The organism is Mycobacterium sp. ACS1612 (assembly GCF_001667505.1).
Lineage (GTDB): Bacteria > Actinomycetota > Actinomycetes > Mycobacteriales > Mycobacteriaceae > Mycobacterium.
In genome coordinates, this window is the sequence record NZ_LZHZ01000034.1 from 52,968 (window position 1) to 67,933 (window position 14,966).

14 protein-coding genes, 1 tRNA gene and 2 pseudogenes are annotated in these 14,966 nt (G+C 63.1%); 8 read left to right on the forward strand and 9 right to left on the reverse strand.

Annotated elements, in window-relative coordinates; all coding sequences use genetic code 11:
- Positions 1-5 precede the first annotated feature (5 nt).
- From A5724_RS15065 to A5724_RS15075, 3 genes are all read left to right on the forward strand, one after another.
- Positions 6-1,028: a PDZ domain-containing protein gene (locus tag A5724_RS15065; RefSeq protein ID WP_067803049.1), complete on the forward strand. Its 1,023-nt coding sequence runs from the start codon at positions 6-8 to the stop codon at positions 1,026-1,028.
- An 81-nt stretch (positions 1,029-1,109) separates the two neighbouring features.
- The gene (locus A5724_RS15070; protein WP_082965036.1) at positions 1,110-4,121 is read left to right on the forward strand and encodes a UPF0182 family protein; all 3,012 of its coding nucleotides are present in this window, start codon (positions 1,110-1,112) and stop codon (positions 4,119-4,121) included.
- 84 nt (positions 4,122-4,205) lie between these two features.
- Positions 4,206-4,279 (forward strand) — tRNA-Met (locus A5724_RS15075).
- A 237-nt stretch (positions 4,280-4,516) separates the two neighbouring features.
- On the opposite strand, the pseudogene A5724_RS33125 reads toward A5724_RS15075, so the two are convergent.
- A pseudogene (locus A5724_RS33125) lies at positions 4,517-4,762 on the reverse strand (helix-turn-helix domain-containing protein); the annotation flags it as partial.
- 10 nt (positions 4,763-4,772) lie between these two features.
- Positions 4,773-4,955, reverse strand: a complete 183-nt coding sequence (locus A5724_RS15085) for a helix-turn-helix domain-containing protein (protein WP_232004850.1) — start codon at positions 4,953-4,955, stop codon at positions 4,773-4,775.
- A gap of 506 nt (positions 4,956-5,461) precedes the next feature.
- Between A5724_RS15085 and A5724_RS15090 the strand changes: the two genes are divergently transcribed.
- Positions 5,462-5,710, forward strand: a complete 249-nt coding sequence (locus tag A5724_RS15090; RefSeq protein WP_067803062.1) for a hypothetical protein — start codon at positions 5,462-5,464, stop codon at positions 5,708-5,710.
- A 1,062-nt stretch (positions 5,711-6,772) separates the two neighbouring features.
- Here A5724_RS15090 and A5724_RS15095 read toward each other — a convergent pair.
- Complete coding sequence (locus tag A5724_RS15095) at positions 6,773-7,489, reverse strand: GAF and ANTAR domain-containing protein (RefSeq protein WP_067803065.1); 717 nt, start codon at positions 7,487-7,489, stop codon at positions 6,773-6,775.
- Between the two features lie 249 nt (positions 7,490-7,738).
- On the opposite strand from A5724_RS15095, the gene A5724_RS15100 reads away from it, so the two are divergent.
- Entirely contained in the window at positions 7,739-8,014 is a 276-nt protein-coding gene (locus A5724_RS15100) for a hypothetical protein (protein WP_156752292.1), read from the forward strand.
- A gap of 832 nt (positions 8,015-8,846) precedes the next feature.
- Here A5724_RS15100 and A5724_RS15105 read toward each other — a convergent pair.
- The 4 genes from A5724_RS15105 to A5724_RS15120 form a co-directional block, all read right to left on the reverse strand.
- A complete protein-coding gene (locus A5724_RS15105) occupies positions 8,847-9,650 on the reverse strand; it encodes a transglutaminase family protein (protein WP_067803070.1) in 804 nt (267 codons plus the stop codon).
- A 187-nt stretch (positions 9,651-9,837) separates the two neighbouring features.
- Positions 9,838-10,032 carry a hypothetical protein gene (locus tag A5724_RS15110; RefSeq protein WP_067803073.1) on the reverse strand — a complete coding sequence of 65 codons (195 nt, stop codon included), beginning with the start codon at positions 10,030-10,032 and terminating at the stop codon, positions 9,838-9,840.
- Entirely contained in the window at positions 10,029-10,547 is a 519-nt protein-coding gene (locus tag A5724_RS15115; RefSeq protein ID WP_067803075.1) for a DUF5994 family protein, read from the reverse strand. Before A5724_RS15115 ends, A5724_RS15110 begins: the two co-directional genes overlap by 4 nt.
- Positions 10,548-10,947: 400 nt before the next feature.
- Positions 10,948-11,151 carry a cold-shock protein gene (locus tag A5724_RS15120; protein WP_067803077.1) on the reverse strand — a complete coding sequence of 68 codons (204 nt, stop codon included), beginning with the start codon at positions 11,149-11,151 and terminating at the stop codon, positions 10,948-10,950.
- A gap of 334 nt (positions 11,152-11,485) precedes the next feature.
- Between A5724_RS15120 and A5724_RS15130 the strand changes: the two genes are divergently transcribed.
- Together A5724_RS15130 and A5724_RS33130 are read left to right on the forward strand one after the other, a co-directional pair.
- Complete coding sequence (locus A5724_RS15130; RefSeq protein ID WP_232004851.1) at positions 11,486-11,974, forward strand: DUF5994 family protein; 489 nt, start codon at positions 11,486-11,488, stop codon at positions 11,972-11,974.
- A 455-nt stretch (positions 11,975-12,429) separates the two neighbouring features.
- Positions 12,430-12,865, forward strand: a pseudogene (locus A5724_RS33130) (long-chain fatty acid--CoA ligase); the annotation flags it as partial.
- A gap of 88 nt (positions 12,866-12,953) precedes the next feature.
- Here A5724_RS33130 and A5724_RS15140 read toward each other — a convergent pair.
- Positions 12,954-13,322, reverse strand: a complete 369-nt coding sequence (locus A5724_RS15140) for a hypothetical protein (RefSeq protein WP_067803082.1) — start codon at positions 13,320-13,322, stop codon at positions 12,954-12,956.
- Positions 13,323-13,749: 427 nt separating this feature from the next.
- Positions 13,750-14,226, reverse strand: a complete 477-nt coding sequence (locus A5724_RS15145) for a MarR family winged helix-turn-helix transcriptional regulator (protein WP_067803084.1) — start codon at positions 14,224-14,226, stop codon at positions 13,750-13,752.
- A gap of 97 nt (positions 14,227-14,323) precedes the next feature.
- On the opposite strand from A5724_RS15145, the gene A5724_RS15150 reads away from it, so the two are divergent.
- On the forward strand, positions 14,324-14,938 hold the full coding sequence (locus tag A5724_RS15150; protein WP_067803087.1) for an NADPH-dependent F420 reductase: 615 nt from the start codon (positions 14,324-14,326) through the stop codon (positions 14,936-14,938).
- Positions 14,939-14,966 lie beyond the last annotated feature (28 nt).

The following is a 14,966-nucleotide window of genomic DNA, read 5'->3' on the forward strand; positions in this document are numbered from 1 at the left end:
TCGCCGTGAACAGGCGGATTTCTACGCTGCTGGTCGCCTTGGTGCCTATCTTGGCGTTCGGGGTGCTGCTCTCGCTGGTGACGGTGCCGTATGTGTCGCTCGGGCCGGGCCCGACGTTCGACACGCTAGGCGCTGTCGACGGCAAACAGGTCGTCGACATCGAGGGCGCCGACGTCAAGAAAACGTCCGGACACCTCAACATGACCACGGTGTCCCAGCGCGACGACCTCACCCTCGGGCAGGCGTTGACGCTGTGGATGTCGGGCCGCGAGCAGCTGGTCCCGCGTGATCTTGTGTATCCGCCGGACAAGTCGAAGGACGAGATCGACCAGGCCAACAACACCGATTTCAAGCGTTCCGAGGACAGCGCCGAGTATGCGGCCCTGAGCTTTTTGAAGTACCCGTCGGCGGTGACGGTGGAGAACGTCAGCGACCCCGGTCCGTCGGTCGGCAAGCTGCAGCGCGGGGACGCCATCGACGGCTTCAACGGCAAGCCGGTTGCCAACCTCGACCAGTTCACCAGCCTGCTCAAGGCCACCAAGCCCGGCGACGCCATCGTCTTGGATTACCGCCGTAAGAACGCGCCGGCGGGCGTCGCCACCATCACGCTGGGTTCCAACCCGGACCGCGACTACGGATACCTCGGCGTCGGTGTGCTGGACGCGCCGTGGGCGCCGTTCGCGATCGATTTCAACCTCGCCAACATCGGCGGCCCGTCGGCGGGCCTGATGTTCTCGCTAGCCGTGGTCGACAAGCTGACCACGGGCGATCTCAACGACGGGAAGTTCGTCGCGGGTACCGGGACCATCGACAGCGAGGGCAAAGTCGGGTCGATCGGCGGCATCACCCACAAGATGCTGGCGGCCAAGGAAGCGGGCGCCACGGTCTTCCTGGTGCCCGCCGACAACTGTGACGAGGCCAAATCGGCGCACGAGGACGGGCTCGAGTTGATCAAGGTGGACAACCTGCCGCAGGCCGTGGATGCGTTACATGCGCTTTCTGCCGGTGGCGAACCTCCCCGTTGCTGAGAATCTGCCGTGCAGCGAATGCGTAAAGTTGGGACCACATCGTCGGTCGACGTTCACAAATCCCAAGACTGGAGTTGACGAGTGGGTATGCGGCCCGCGGCGCGAATGCCGAAGCTGACACGACGTAGCCGGATTCTGATCGGGGTCGCCCTGGCGATCGTGCTGCTGTTGTTGTTTGGACCGCGGCTGGTCGACGCCTACGTCGACTGGCTGTGGTTCGGCGAACTCGGGTACCGCTCGGTGTTCACCACTAAGTTGCTCACCCGGCTCGTCGTCGGTCTGGTGGCGGGCCTGGTGATGGCCGCCATCGTCTTCGGTGCGCTCGCGCTGGCCTACCGCACTCGGCCCGTGTTCGTCCCGACCGCGGGCCCGAACGATCCGGTGGCCCGGTACCGGACCGCGGTGATGACACGGCTGCGGCTGATCGGCATCGGGGTGCCGGTGGTCATCGGCGTCTTCACCGGCTTCTTCCTCCAGACGTACTGGGATCGCGTTCAGCTGTTCCTGCACGGGGGCAGCTTCGGGGTGGCCGATCCGCAGTTCGGCAAGGACCTCGGCTTCTACGCGTTCGATCTGCCGTTCTACCGGCTGCTGCTCAGCTACCTCTTCGGTGCGGTGTTCATCGCGTTCATCGCCAACTTGGTGACGCATTACCTGTTCGGCGGCATCCGGCTGTCCGGACGTACCGGGGCGCTGAGCCGCTCGGCGCGCATCCAGCTGATCACGCTGGTCGGCATCCTGATGCTGCTCAAGGCGGTCGCGTACTGGTTCGACCGATACGAACTGCTGAGCCACGCCGACAGCCGCAAACCGTTCACCGGCGCCGGCTACACCGACATCAACGCGGTGCTGCCCGCCAAACTCATCATGATGACCATCGCGGTGATCTGCGCGGTCGCCGTGTTCTCCGCGATTGTGTTGCGGGACTTGCGCATCCCGGCGATCGGGGTGGTGCTGCTGCTGCTGAGTTCGCTGATCGTGGGCTGGGGCTGGCCGACGATTGTCGAGCAAATCAGCGTCAAACCCAATGCAGCACAAAAGGAAAGCGACTACATCAGTCGAAGTATCACGGCCACTAGACAGGCGTACGGGTTGACGGCGGACACCGTCACCTACCGTGACTACAGCGGCAACGCGCAGACCAACGCGCAGCAGGTCGCCGCCGACCGCGCGACGACGTCGAACATCCGACTGCTCGACCCGACCATCGTCAGCCCGGCGTTCACCCAGTTTCAGCAGGGCAAAAACTTCTACTACTTCCCGGATCAGCTGTCGATCGACCGCTACAACGGACCCGACGGCAACCTGCGCGACTTCGTGGTCGCGGCGCGAGAGCTCAACCCAGACAGGCTGATCGACAACCAGCGGGACTGGATCAACCGGCACTTCGTTTACACCCACGGCAACGGATTCATCGCCTCGCCGGCCAACACGGTCCGTGGCGTCGCCAACGACCCGAATCAGAACGGTGGCTATCCGGAGTTCCTCGCCAGTGTGGTGGGCGCCAACGGCAGCGTGATCTCGCCGGGGCCTGCGCCGCTGGACCAGCCGCGGATCTACTTCGGCCCGGTCATCGCCAGCACCTCGGACGACTACGCGATCGTCGGCAAGAACGGCAACGACCGCGAATACGACTACGAGACCAACACCGAAACCAAGAACTACACCTACAGCGGTAAGGGTGGCGTCCCGATCGGCAACTGGTTGGCGCGTGCCGTATTCGCCGCCAAGTTCTCCGAGCGAAAACTGGTGTTCCCCAACCCAATCGGGCCCGACAGCAAGATCCTGTTCAATCGTGATCCCGCGCAGCGGGTGAAGGCCGTTGCGCCGTGGTTGACCACTGACACCAGTGTGTACCCGGCGATCGTCAACAAGCGGATGGTGTGGATCGTCGACGGCTACACCACACTGGACAACTACCCGTACTCACAACTGACGTCGTTGTCGTCGGCCACTGCTGACTCCAACGAGGTGGCGGTCAACCGTCTTGCCCCCGACAAGATGGTGTCCTACATCCGCAACTCGGTGAAGGCCACCGTCGACGCCTACGACGGCACCGTCACGCTGTACGCACAGGACGAGAAGGACCCCGTGCTGCAGGCGTGGATGAAGGTGTTCCCGGGAACGGTGAAGCCCAAGAGCGACATCTCGCCGGAACTGCAGTCCCACCTGCGCTATCCCGAGGACCTGTTCAAGGTGCAGCGCAGTCTGTTGGCGAAGTATCACGTCAACGATCCGGTCACGTTCTTCTCGACGTCGGACTTCTGGGACGTGCCGCTGGACCCGAACCCGACCGCGAGCAGCTTCCAACCGCCGTACTACATCGTCGCCAAAGACCTTGCATCCGACGACAATTCGGCTTCTTTCCAGCTGACCAGCGCGATGAACCGGTTCAGGCGCGACTTCCTGGCCGCCTACATCAGCGCGAGTTCGGATCCGGCCACGTACGGCAAGATCACGGTGTTGACGATTCCGGGTCAGGTCAACGGGCCCAAGCTGGCCAACAACGCGATCACCACGGACACCGCGGTCAGCCAGGACCTCGGTGTGATCGGGCGCGACAACCAGAACCGGATCCGGTGGGGCAATCTGCTGACGTTGCCGGTCGCGCAGGGCGGCCTGCTCTACGTCGAGCCGGTGTACGCGTCACCGGGGGCCAGCGACGCGGCGTCGTCGTATCCGCGATTGATCCGCGTGGCGATGATGTACAACGACCGGGTTGGCTACGGCCCGACGGTCCGTGATGCGCTCACCGAGTTGTTCGGCCCCGGTGCCGATGCCACGGCGACCGGCCCGGCACCGGCCGGGCCGGTGAATGGACCCCCGCCTGCCTCCCCACCGCCGTCTGACGGCCAGCGGGCGGCAGCGCCGCCGCCCAGCCAAGGCCAGGCACCGGAGGTGCCCACTCCGATCGCGGTGCCGCCGAATGGCGGTGCGGCGCAGTTGTCAGCGGCCAAAGCCGCAGCGCTGCAAGAGGTCAACTCGGCGCTCGACAACATCCGGCAGGCGCAGCAGAGCGGTAACTTCGCCGACTACGGCCAGGCGCTGCAGCGCCTCGACGACGCGATGAAGCAGTACCAATCGGCCAAATGACCCGCCGGAATCTGCGTGTGCTGGCGGCGGATAGCAGGCGATTTGGAAGTGCGGCAGCGCCTTGGGTAACCTTGTGTTCACCGACGCGGGGTGGAGCAGCTCGGTAGCTCGCTGGGCTCATAACCCAGAGGTCGCAGGTTCGAATCCTGTCCCCGCTACTAAGTGGAACGGCCCCCGGAGATCACTCCGGGGGCCGTTCTCGTGCCATTTGGGAACGGATTTGTGAACATGAGGCTTGCTAACGACCTTTATGGTGTCTCGGGACATCGTTGACACTTTTGTCTCGGGACATCGCTGACAGTCATGATGCCGGTTTGGGTTCGCGTTTGCCGTGGTTCCTGGCTTGCGTTGACCGTTCTGGTATCGGCGGTTGGGGTTGGCGGTGAGTTCACGCACTACGTGGTTCCGCTGAAGACGACGACGTGGGTGCCGTCGCAGATCGTGTCGCAGGTGTGTCCGCTCCATCGGCGTCCGACGTTGATGACGTAGGGCCCGACGACCGCGGCCGCGGTCCGGCCCGGTGAACGCAGCGGCCGTCGCGACCGTTCTCCAAGTCCGGCCAGGCCGCTCTCACCGAAACGGCGCTGGTAATTGTAAAACGTCTGTCGACTGATCTGATGCTCACGGCAGAGCGCTAGTAGACTGAGCCCTTCATGACGCCATCAGCTCACGCAGCCCGGCGGTCACGATGTACACCCGGCCGCCTAGCCGTCGAACCGGCAGCTCGCCGGAGGCCACGAGGCGATACGCTGCAGCCCGGCTGATTTCCAACAGCTGCGCCGCCCGAGGTACCGCGAGCAGAAGTGGGAACTCGTTGAACACGTTGTCTTCCAATTTGATTCACCACCTTCGAAGTGGATCGCCTGGCAGATGCGCAGCAGGCGCGGTGTGAGGTTGTCGCTCAACAAGCTCTGAGCCGGATGGGCGTCGGTCGCCTAGGTCGAATCGAGGCTGCCAACACAACTGTAATTCTCCGCAGTGACAACTCCGTACGGTGTTTTCGCGCTGCGTTCTACCGTATCCGCCTGGCCCGTCACGCCCGTCGACTGGACGGACGATCGCGCAGTCGAGAGCGCTGACTCATTGCTCCTTCATTCATTAACCACTCCGTCGACAAGCACCATCACAGCTCCTCGCCTCCACAGTGTCACCGCATCTCAAAACCATTGTCTTCGTTGCACTTACACGGAACCGTTCCATCTTGTCTCACCCCTACCACACTCCGAAATTTCCGTCTGGCACATTTGTACAGGGGTGCGAGAATGGTTGTGGCACAGCAGGTGCCGCAACCTCGGTCGCCGGATTCGGTGCGCCGGGGTCACCATGCGTTAGGTGCAACAGTGTTGACGATCTCCAAGCTCAAGCGGTGGTCGATCAACTACTACATCGACACCGCCCAGAGCGCCGAAACGGCCACCCGGGATCTCGCACGGGTCGTGGGCGGTTTGGGAGACTACTCCGAGCGCGAGACCCGTACCCCGACATGGCTGCTGGCCGGTGAGACCCACAGTGTCGCGAAACTGGTCGGGCCCAGCGACATCAGCAGGCCGGGGGACAGGCCGCCCCGGCCGTGGTGGCTCGCTGGATAGGTCGTCGTCTCACTCCGATGGGCGGGGCCGGGCGACATGGAACAGCTTGTCGCAGTCGCTACACTCCCACAGTCGCGTCCTGCCGGCCCGGGAGTCGTCTACTGGATAGGTGTTCGCGCTGCCTCAGCGAGCGCATCTCGGCGCCGACTGATCCACCATCAAATTATCGGCCCATCCGACATCCCGTTCGTGCTGCGCAACGCCGGCCCGCTACCCGCTGCTGTTCGAGGGAACGGATCGGGTGGCGGACCGACTGGGGGCGGCGTTCCGCGGGCCAGGCTCGCTGCTGAACTCTCAGGGTCACCCCGTCGAACGCCTCCACGCCGAACCGGGACGTGACCAACCCCAGCGCCGACGCTGACGGGCGCATTCCCACCGTAAGCGAGCTGGAAACGCCGAAACACGTCCACGCGCGTCGTCTCATCGCGGATCAGTCCGCGCAATTCGGTTAACGCCCATCGTCGACGCGACCGACACGTCGAGAGGACTCTTGGTGCCCATTGAGATTTCGCCGCTACCCCCGACCGGCGCTGTCGCGTCGAGTAGATCATCGACTGCTTGACGCAGTAGCCACCCCTACGGCGCGCGAACCGGTGGCGTGCTGAAATTGCAGGCTTAATGCCTCGCCGCACGCTGACGTGGTATCCGCTCTGTGGGTCCGCCGCCAGATCAGCGCCCACGATAGACATTGCCCGTTGCCCTGACCACCTTTGGAAATCCAATACGGCGACTAGTGGCCGAGGAGGACGCAATCGAGCCCACGGAGGTTGGCTCTATTCAATGCGCGTACAAGGCCCGAAGGACCTAGCTAGGGTTTTTGTTGTCGGGCTCTAGAAGATGGGCTGAGACAGTATCGCTGGTCCATCCGACCAGGAGCCGTGAAAGCGGCGGCAACATTGTGCACCGCCGCGACCAAGTTGACTGCGCTTTGCTCAGTCCACCGGCCGCGGTGGTGCCACCTGCGGCGTCAGGCGAAGAAGATACGCATGCGCTGGGTGCCTATCTCTTATCTCCGGCAGTTCGCACGCTGTGGCCAGGCCAATCACCGGTCAGCGTGGAGTATCAGGCGATCGAAGTCCGATGGAGGCGGTGATCTGGTCCGCGGGCGACGACCTCTGCTGCGACGTCAGCTACCCGTGTATTGGAGTTTTGGGAAACTCTGACCAACAACTCGAACGCTCGCACTGGATCGACATCGAATCGTTCCATGATCATGCCTTTGGCTTGACCGATGGTGTCTCGGCGGGCCAGTGCCGACCGAAACTCAAGCTCCTTGTTGTGAGCTATGAGCGCAGTCGCGGCGTGGGTGGCGATTATCGCGGCCAATGCTTCGGCTTGCATGGTGAAGGCGTTGCGTTTAAGGCCGAACAAATTCATGGCGGCGCGGCGCGGCCCGTGGGTGTAGAGCTGAAACGATAGGACACTGTGAACCCCGGCTGCGACAGCGGACTTACCGAAACGGGGCCACCTGGGATCGTTACTGAGGTCGTCGCATCGCACCAATGTTTCGCCGTCCATCGCGTCCACACAGGGGCCTTCGTGGAAGTCCTGCTGGAAGGCGTCGATTCTTGGAGGCAGCGGCGAGGTCGCTGCCACTGACTCGAACCCGTCAGGGGCTGAAAACATCAGGATATCCGCGCTGTCGATGCCGGGAATAAGGCGCACGGCGGCCTGCGTCACGCCCGAGAGGGTGACGTCCAAATCTGTTGAGCCAGCGTATTTTTCGGTGATATTACTCATCGTCTGGCGAAGCATGTCCGCGAACTGGTTGTCGACCATGGGTGGCCGCCTATCACTTGCGAGTGAAGCGAGGCGGGCAGGGGCGGTCCCGTAGATGGGACCTTGATACAAGTTCGCAACGCACGGCTATCTGCCGTCCCCATGCTGAGCCTACTCCGGCCGTGGACAACCGTTGGCCGAAGCGGCAAACCCGATTCATCGACAAACTCGATTGACCGGCGCCGTTGGCAGGAGAATCCTGGGGGTAGTCGCCGGACGCAGCCAACCCATCAGGCGAGGTGGAGGGTAATGAGTTCTGAACATGCAACAGAGCAGGTGCCGCTGGCAGAGGTCCAGGAGGGCGACACGATCCAGGATCCCCAGTCCGGTCAGTGGTTCACCGTCACCCGAACGGCGGATGGCACAACCACTGTCACCAATAAGCACTCAGATGGCGATACGACGGTCATCGAGGGATATCGCGTCTACTACGGCGACGAACGACAAGGTGAGCAGGTCGATTCCCGATGCGTCATCGATTCCCGGTCCACGACAGGCCTCATCACCCGCCAGGTGCGAGAGTGATCGCGAGCGCCCACGCGACCGGTTAGACCCTGCCGAGTAGGCGTCTGAGCCGACCCCGATTGGTCAACGGATTGCTGAACGAGAATTCTGTGAGACCGTCGAGACCAGGCCAGTCATGCGTGACACAAGCTTTCACCGGCACGGACCGTTCGGTGTGCTCGCTTTCAGTTGCCGTTCATTCGGCGAGAACGAGCCAGATCCGACCGGAATCGGCCAGTCGCCACGAAATGTCAGTCACAGCCATATCGCCTGTGTTGCAAGAAGTCTCGATATTGCATGAGGGTTTTGCGCGGATTGCAGTTTGGTCATCCATAGTATGCGGCCTGGAGTGCGCGGCTGCCCAGCGATGGGGCACTTGGACCGTGGACGCGCGTGGATGCCTCCCGCTCAGAGGCTGCCATTGTGGTGATCGGTGCGGCCGGCGCCCCCAAGGCCATGCCGCTGCGCGAACGGCCGCAGCCGAGCCTTGACCGCTCCCGACGCACCGCACAACCGGCCGCTATCAGGAAAGGCCCACTGTAGGCGGGACAATGGGCTGACCCGCCACCCGCTCAACGATAGAGTGCTCGCCACTCCGCTCGTAGCCGCGCGACTTCTTCTGTGATCGCCAATGAAACGGACTTGCACCGTGGACGGCTACCGCAGTTCTTAGCTTGGAGTGGCCCTGGATCGTCTCTCTTACCAATTCGGACGATGTAGGTCGGGTGTACGCAAAGGTGCCGGCGTCACCATTGAATTTCCCTGTAACCGAGCATCCTGACTTGCGATCGAGCCGCTCGATGCCGCCAACCTACACCCTTGTCCATCGCGCGGTCGGCACCCGGCGGTGTTGTCAGCCGATCGAGGTCAGTTGGTCGATCGAGTCTTTCGGAAGGTCTCCGTCAACGACTGCCGTCACCTCGAACTTGCTCAGATTGATTGCGCCCTTGTGGTTGTCGAGGAACGCGGTATCGGCGGCGTCACGCCCGGTGGCGATGCGCACAAGCGTCTGTCGCGGCGCCAGCAGCGTGGCGTCGACCACCCGCCACCGTCCCTCGACGAAAGCCTCGGCCACCGCATGGAAGTCCATCGGAGACAACCCCGGCGCATAAACGGAGACAAGTCGGGCCGGCACGTTCACCGCGCGCAGCAGCGCCACCACCAGGTGGGCGAAGTCGCGGCACACTCCTTCGCCTGCGAGGAGCGTGTCAACGGCGCCGTCGATGGGGTCGCTGGATCCGGGCACGTAATTCAGCCGAGTGCCAACCCATGAGGACACCTTCTCTAACAGAGTCGTCGAGTCGATGTACTGACCGAATTCGGTAGCTGCGAAGCCGAAGAACTTGTCGGCCTCGGCGTACCGGCTCGGGCGCAGGTACATCGACAAGTCGTACGCGGTCACCGGCGCCGGATCCGTCCGTCCCACAATGGTGGAACTGTATTCGACCTTCAGCACACCCGCCTGCACGTCCAGCTTGTGGATCCGGTTTCCGTGCGCGCCGCTGATTTCCTGAGGCGCCACGCTTGTGCCGTCCAAGTCGAATGTCAACGCCTCGGCGACGGCGGCACCGGGGTGCGGTGCCACCGCGATCTGGAATTCCAACGTCGATGCTGCAGTGACCTCGACCTCGAGTTGCGCGGCGACCTCTCGCCTCATGTGCTGTGTCACCGGTTCCGTGCGGTTGACTGCTTCTCGGGACGGTCCGAGAACATCGGAAACTCAACGGGTTCCGAATCATGCTCGGGGTTCGAGGCCGACTCCGGTTCTTCAGGATGTGAAAACAGATCGTTCGATGTCATAAGGATCCTCAAATTGGGCTCAGATTGGCGTTCGTCGACGTCGGCTAGACCCAGAACTTTGTCTTGAACCTTTTCTGGTCGCCTTCGACGTCGGTCCACTGCCCGGCCGCGTAGCTGTAGGGCTGTCTGACGCCGGTGCGGAGGACGTCGAGACTGCCGTCGTGATGCTTGATGTAGACGTCACCGAAACGCATGAACTGGTCGGTGCCGCCACCGGCGAGCGTCACTTTGACCGTCATGAACGAACACCCCTCGCCCGGTGACGAAATGTCGGGCGGCGATAGTCGTCAGAGGCTTTTCCGTCGTGCGCCCCGATCGCGAGCAGGTCGGCGACCGGCGTAGCGTCGTTCGGTGCAGCCGCGGTCATCATCGCCTCGTGCGCGATATCCGGATCAGTATGTGGAGGCACCACCAGCAGCAGGATCTTCTCGCGGTTCAGCCCCAGTACTTGGAGGGTATTGGCCGGCTGTATCCGGTAGCCGTCGAGTCGGACGGCTCGCCCGCCGGTGATCAGTCGCTTCGGCATCTTCGCCCATTCGGCCAGGTTGTACAGGACGCGGTCCACTGTGCCGAGGCGCACCGAAAGCACCGCCAGCAGATCCGGCAGCTCAGCTGTCAGATCATCCGTTAGCGGCCACCACGCCCCGTCCACATGCCCGGATATCGGCGCCTTGGGCTTCAACCGCAACCGCGGTGTGTGTTCTGGTCCTGCGTGCCGCCCGTTGGAGTCGGACCGGCTTTCGTGTCGTGTCATGACGACACTCCCGTCTTGACCGCAGTACGGCCATCCACTCGAGTCGGCAACGGCGCGATCTGAACTGTCGCGCACCACATACCACCGACTCTTTGCATCACATCCAGAGTGGACATGATGCCAGCTCTACTCAATGAAAGCCGTGGTGTCTCAATGCGGCTGACGATGGAGCACGCCAGTAATCGACGATGAACCCGCGCCGCTTGGCACGCTTCCGCGCTCGCTTCTCTTTCAGCGACTTACCGAATTTCTTGATCATCGTTTGTCGGGGAGACTTATCAGCCATGTTTACCCCTAAAAGCGGAGCCTGAATGGCCCCGACTTTTTCAGTCTACGCCCAGTCACCGAAAGCAATGTGGGCTGGCGGAAAATCCACCAGCCCACATTCGCTAGACGTCGTTTAGAGGGCAGCCACTCCGACTGCCTGCGGGCCCCTGGCCCCCTGCTCGATGTTGAACTCAACCCGCTGGTTCTCCTCGAGCGATTTGAATCCGCTCCCCTGGATGGCCGAGTAATGGACGAACACATCGTCTGCGCCACCGTCGGGGGCGATGAAGCCGAAGCCCTTGTCGCCGTTAAACCATTTCACAGTTCCCTGTGTCATACTTTTCAACTTCTCTCATTCTGAACGAATGCCGACGGCATCCGTGGCAACCTTAGCATGATTAGCGTGAGAAATATCTTCGGTTGCGCTGCAACGCTTTTCAATATTCTGTGGACCCGATCTAACTGTTGGGTGCTCGGTCGGCGAGTCCCGGGTGTAGCCTCAAGGTGAACCGTTTCGTCGTCAGCGGTGATCCTCGTCCGGAACCCGGCCGAACCGATCAGCGTGCGATCCGATTCGTAAACCGACCCCTCGTCGGCCTCGAAATAAAGGAAATCTCCTTGGATCACACGCGCTGTCATCTCAACTCGGTTGTGCGCCAAGCGGTCCGGGCGTGACCGGCGGCATCGACGGGCGGCGCTTGCGCAGTCCTGTGCGCTTCACCCTGGCGTTCACACTCGGCAGCGGCTTGGACGGAGCGTGGTGGCCTCACACGGTCTCGATCGCGCGCGAACTCGCCGACCTGACCGACGCTCTGCAGGAACCACTGGGCAAGGTGCTCGATATTGCCGTCAACTGGTCGCCGTTGCAGGGTGTCGCCAATTTGGACCTACTCAATCGTCGCGGCATCCCGGCGGCCCACGGCGGCGACAACCGCCAGCTGCGCCTGATGACCTTCACCGGTAGCAGCGCCAGCGCCGATCTACTCGTCGTGCCCTGCGGGACGAGCATGGCCCTGGCGGTCATGCTGCTGCGCCAGGCCGCCGATCTCCCCATCCGGTACGCGCACCAGTACACGTCGGCGTACGCAACCGCCGGCGCCATCGTCCAGGCCGCCCGAGCCCAGCATGCACCGCCGCGTCAACACCTGGCATCGACGTAAGCCCATTCGATGTAGGCCAAGGGTCCGTCACGAGATCGATCAAGCAGCGGCGCGTGCAGTCGAGGATGACAGGATCCTCAGCCCAGCGAGCTCAACGCGTCATTCAATGACGGATAGACACCGAAAAGCTGATCCAGCCCGGACCGCCGATGTCGACCGCCGCGGATTACACGTCGCTAGGGGTAAAGGGCTCGGAGCTTGTCGGCTGCCGCTACCTGGCGCGGTGTCGAGGAGTTGACCGCGGATCGCCAGCCATGCATCGGCCAGAAAATGCGCCCGCAATTGTGCTGCCATCGCGTTGTGGATGACGTCGCGGAAGCGATACCTGAGCTGTTGGGCGGCTAGGCATTGCGCGTGTACGGCAACAGTGAGTTCATCTGACCGAGCCGCAATGAGCGGCCAATCAGCCATCCCCGCAGTCGAATCAGAAGGAGCGTCGATCACCCAAGGCCTGCCCCGCGGCGATCATCCCCGTCTACGGGATGGCCGAGACAACGGTGGCCATGTCGTTCTCCGAGTGTGGCGGCGGCATGGTCGTCGACGAGGTGGACGCCGACCTGCTGGCGGTCCTGCACCGCGCAGTGCCCGCGACCAGAGGGCACACCCGCCGAATCGTGTCTCTCGGCAAGCCGCTGCGCGGCCTCGAATTACGTGTCGTCGACGAGGACGGTTCGACGCGCGGCTGTCCCGGGAAACCTTCGCGGTCGCCGTAGAAAGCAAAGAGTACGACGATCTCCTCGACGTGCGCCGCATCCAGCACAGGGGGCCCACGAAGTGTTCGCCGAAGTCGATGTCCGGCCCCGCAACGTGACGGTGTTGTGGCCCGGCCTGATTCCCGAGACACCCTCGGGCAAGCTGCGGCGCACGCACGCGATGTCGTTGGTGAACTGATTGCGCCTTCGAGCCGAGCGCGTCAAGCTCCCCACGGTGCGGCCATGCGAGTCACCAGTCCAGACAGCGGACCCGCGACGGCAGTCTTCTAAGAAGTATTCGGAGCGCGCCCGGGGTCGTCGACACCTTTGACTGTCCATGCCGACACGTCAGACAGGCGGATGCGAAGCGAGTCGTGCTGCACTACCTCGCCCGCGACGTAGCACTTTGCTCTGCGCAGATGGACGAACACCCGGTCCTGCTCCGCGTCGAGTGCCGCAAGTCGTTCAGTGATGTCGCCGGCATCGTTTCTGGTGAAAAAGTGAGCGACGTAATTGCCGAAGTACGAACCCGGGACTGTAATTCCGGTTGCGATGCCCCAGGGCAGGTACAGAGTCAATTCGATGCTCGTGCGATCGGATTCCTCGTCGAGGTGTCGAAGGATCGCGTCTACGCCGACGCCGCTGTGAGAGGCCATAACCGGATCGTAAAACCGCTTCGCCCGCGCCGGTAGGGTCCCTCCGTCGACGATGGGTCCGCGTCCAGAGCGGTGAGCAGGGTCTGAGCGCATCGTGTGAACGCCCGCGGCGCATCCGTAGCGTCATCTTAATCTGCGCCCACCGGCCAGAATTGTGAACGGATTTGTGAACGAAACGCTGCGAGACAGGGGAGAGTCAACCACTCGCGGCGGAACGCGTAAGACCGTCCACCCCGTGTGAACGGCACGTATGCGACGAACGCGCTTGGATGCAACGCCGGGTCACTAGCTCATAACCCAGAGGTCGCAGGTTCGAATCCTGTCCCCGCTACTAAGTGGAACGGCCCCCGGAGATCACTCCGGGGGCCGCTTTCATGTCAGATGCGTGGCGACGTACCTGCTCGCGAATCTTGTTGGTAGAAAACGGCTATGCGGGTTCGTCTTCGGCGGGGGCGTCGCTGGTCAGGTGACGCAGCACTCTTTCATTGAGGGCGGTCAGCATGTCGAGCTCAGCCGGAGTGAGCAGGTCGATGAAGTTCCGGCGGACGTCGTCCACATGCCCCGGCGCCGCCTTCTCGATGGCGGCGCGGCCGGCAGGCAGCAGGCGGACCATGGTGCTGCGGGCGTCGTCGGGGTTGGGCTCGCGGCCGATCAGACCATCCTTCTGCATGCGCCGCACCTGGTGCGACACACGGCTTTTCTCCCAGCCTAAGGTGGTGCACAACTCGTGTGCCGGCATGCGGTCGCCCTCGCTGCTCGAGAGCACCGCCAGGATCTCGTAGTCCGCCCCGGACAGGCCCGATTTCTGCAGGCTCCGGTTCAGGTGCACGTCGAGCTCATGATGCGCGTGCTTGAAGGCCCGCCAGGCCCGGTCTTCACGGGGGCTCAGCCATTTCGGTTCCATCAGCCTCCACACTCCCACCGGTTTGGTTGACGCATCAACAAAACGAGCTTAGGGTGAGGAGTCAACCTTTTGCCCCTCAGTTTAGACAGGACACCCCATGAGCAGCATCAGCATCATCGGCACCGGCAACATGGCGCGCGCCATCGGCGCGCTGGCGGTAGCGGGAGGCAACACCGTCGAGGTCATCGGGCGCGACCCGTCGAAGGCCGCCGACCTCGCCAGCGAGCTGGGCCCCAGCGCCACGGCACGAGAGTTCGGCGCCGTCCCCGCCGGCGACATCGTCATCGTGGCCCTGCTGTACGCCGACGTCGTTCCGGTTGTCGCCCAGTACGGCGATGCCCTGGCAGGCAAGGTCATCGTCGACATCAGCAACCCCTTCAATCCCGCTGCCGACGGGTTGGCCATCCCCGATGGCACCTCGATCGCGCAGCAAGTTGCCGAGGCCGCCCCCGCCAGCGCCAGCGTGGTGAAGGCGTTCAACACAATCTTCGGTGTTGTCCTGGCCAAGGGCAGACCCCTCGATGTCTTCATCGCAGGCGACGATGCCCAGGCCAAGGCGGGCGTGGCGGAGTTCATCGCGAGCCTGGAGTTGCGCCCATTGGACGTCGGCGGTTTGCACATGGCGCACTGGCTGGAAGGAACGGGCCTGGTCGTGATGGGCCTCGCCCGCTACGGCGTAGGCAATTACGACTTCGCGCTAAGCGCCGCCTGAGTTCCCCCGTATGCAGGCCACGGGCGAC

Bases quoted from the DNA above. Each gene is read 5' to 3' on its own strand.
- A5724_RS15095 (WP_067803065.1), bottom strand. From the start codon at position 7,489: ATGGTCGACAACCAGTTCGCGGACATGCTTCGCCAGACGATGAGTAAT.
- A5724_RS15140 (WP_067803082.1), bottom strand. From the start codon at position 13,322: ATGGCCTCTCACAGCGGCGTCGGCGTAGACGCGATCCTTCGACACCTC.
- A5724_RS15105 (WP_067803070.1), bottom strand. From the start codon at position 9,650: ATGAGGCGAGAGGTCGCCGCGCAACTCGAGGTCGAGGTCACTGCAGCA.
- A5724_RS15120 (WP_067803077.1), bottom strand. From the start codon at position 11,151: ATGACACAGGGAACTGTGAAATGGTTTAACGGCGACAAGGGCTTCGGC.
- A5724_RS15145 (WP_067803084.1), bottom strand. From the start codon at position 14,226: ATGGAACCGAAATGGCTGAGCCCCCGTGAAGACCGGGCCTGGCGGGCC.
- A5724_RS15100 (WP_156752292.1), top strand. From the start codon at position 7,739: ATGAGTTCTGAACATGCAACAGAGCAGGTGCCGCTGGCAGAGGTCCAG.
- A5724_RS15115 (WP_067803075.1), bottom strand. From the start codon at position 10,547: ATGACACGACACGAAAGCCGGTCCGACTCCAACGGGCGGCACGCAGGA.
- A5724_RS15110 (WP_067803073.1), bottom strand. From the start codon at position 10,032: ATGACGGTCAAAGTGACGCTCGCCGGTGGCGGCACCGACCAGTTCATG.
- A5724_RS15150 (WP_067803087.1), top strand. From the start codon at position 14,324: ATGAGCAGCATCAGCATCATCGGCACCGGCAACATGGCGCGCGCCATC.